2 protein-coding genes are annotated in these 1,491 nt (G+C 67.9%); both read right to left on the reverse strand.

The features are described 5' to 3' along the window. Positions 1-363 precede the first annotated feature (363 nt). Entirely contained in the window at positions 364-936 is a 573-nt protein-coding gene (locus tag K206_RS0135420) for a hypothetical protein (RefSeq protein WP_020206989.1), read from the reverse strand. Further along, positions 933-1,376, reverse strand: a complete 444-nt coding sequence (locus K206_RS0135425; protein WP_020206990.1) for a DNA polymerase III subunit chi — start codon at positions 1,374-1,376, stop codon at positions 933-935. Before K206_RS0135425 ends, K206_RS0135420 begins: the two co-directional genes overlap by 4 nt. Between the last annotated feature and the right edge of the window lie 115 nt (positions 1,377-1,491).

Consider the following 1,491-nt stretch of genomic DNA (forward strand, 5'->3'; position numbering starts at 1 on the left):
CGAAACCAGTGCCGGTGCTACGCTGTGACCGCCGGCACCGGTAACGGCAGATGCCCGAACCAGCAGTGCGCTCGCCATCATAGGTCTGACCCCGAAACCCATACCGCCAGCCAGATCGTGGCCAGCCGAACAGGTAACGGCAGCAGGCCAGCAGAACCACGAACCCCACCACGAAACCAGCAACACCAGAAACCCCAACGTTTCTGCCCCTGCCGGCCAGGCAGCCCGCTTTCTTTGCCTACTTTCTTTTCGGGGAAAAGAAAGTAGGTCGCTCCGGGGGAGCGAAAGCCTTTGACTTTAAGCCTTTGAATTTAAGCTTTTGACTTCGACGTTAAAGCCTTTGACTTAAAGCCCCCCAAAAAATCAAACCCCACCCGGATCCCTCTCAATCTCCTCCAGAGTAGCATCCAACCACTCCACCAACCGCGCCTCCAGCGCCTGCGTCAACTCCGCCGCCAGCTGCGCAGTCAACGGCGCCAGACGCGATTGCAGCGTGGCCTCGGTATGAGCCTCCACCACCTGCGGCCACTCGGTGCGAAACCGCATCATCACGCGCGTGAGCAGTTCGCTGCGAACCGCCCGCAGTTCTTCGTCGCTGGGCGGCGGCACGGGATGGACGGCGGCGTGCGAGGCGGAATAGGCGCCGTCCTGCGTGGACGGGTTCGGCTGCGCCAGCGCCGGCACCTCGGGCACGGGCGTGGCCGCTTCGCGCGGCACGACCACGTGGGTCGGGGAGCCGGGCCAGGCCGGCTCGAGGGGAACGTGGGCGACGTGAGGCTGGGCCGGGCCACCGGCCGCGGGCACCGCGGCGCTGGCGGCCTGCTCCGCGCCCTGTCTGGCGGCATCGGCGGGCAGGTCGATGACTTCGGTCAGCAGCGGAATGCTGTCGTTGGGCCCGATGCGCGGAATCACGCGCGAGGTGGTGCGTTCGGTCATGCGTCGCCTCCCTTGCCCTGGGCTGCCTGCGCGATGTCGTGGTGCGCCAGCGGATAACCGCGCTCGCGGTAGAGGCGGAAGCGCTCGCGCCCGGCGTCGCGGTCGGCGGCGTCGCTGCCGACCACTTCGATCATGCGCTCGAAGCTGGCGAACTGCGCGGGCGGCTGCGTGTCCAGGTTGATCAGCAACTGGTGATGCGGGGCCTGCTCCAGCGTGGCGGCCAGCACGATCGGCGTGACCGCGGCGTGCGGGCTGTCGATGCCGCAGTGGGGCAGGAAATCGAGCGGGGAAAACGTCCACAGCCGCGCATCGAGCTGCGCCAGCTGCTCCGGCGCGCCGTGCACCACCAGCTTCTGGCCGGCGCCGTAGGCCTTGCGGATCAGGCGGCAGGCGTAGCCGAGCTTGTCGGGCACGTTGCTGTGGAAATCGATGCGCGTCATGGTCAAGGACGATCCTCTGCACAAGCCGGCGCCCTCGGGCGCCGGCCCGCGCCTGGCTTCAGCCGGCGCGGTCCATCAGGAACTGCGCCAGCAGCGGCACCGGGCGGCCGGTGGC

Origin of the sequence: Cupriavidus sp. WS (assembly GCF_000395345.1) — a bacterium.
Lineage (GTDB): Bacteria > Pseudomonadota > Gammaproteobacteria > Burkholderiales > Burkholderiaceae > Cupriavidus > Cupriavidus basilensis_B.

Excerpts from the sequence above, each read along its gene's own strand:
- K206_RS0135425 (WP_020206990.1), bottom strand. The coding sequence starts at position 1,376 with ATGACGCGCATCGATTTCCACAGCAACGTGCCCGACAAGCTCGGCTAC.
- K206_RS0135420 (WP_020206989.1), bottom strand. The coding sequence starts at position 936 with ATGACCGAACGCACCACCTCGCGCGTGATTCCGCGCATCGGGCCCAAC.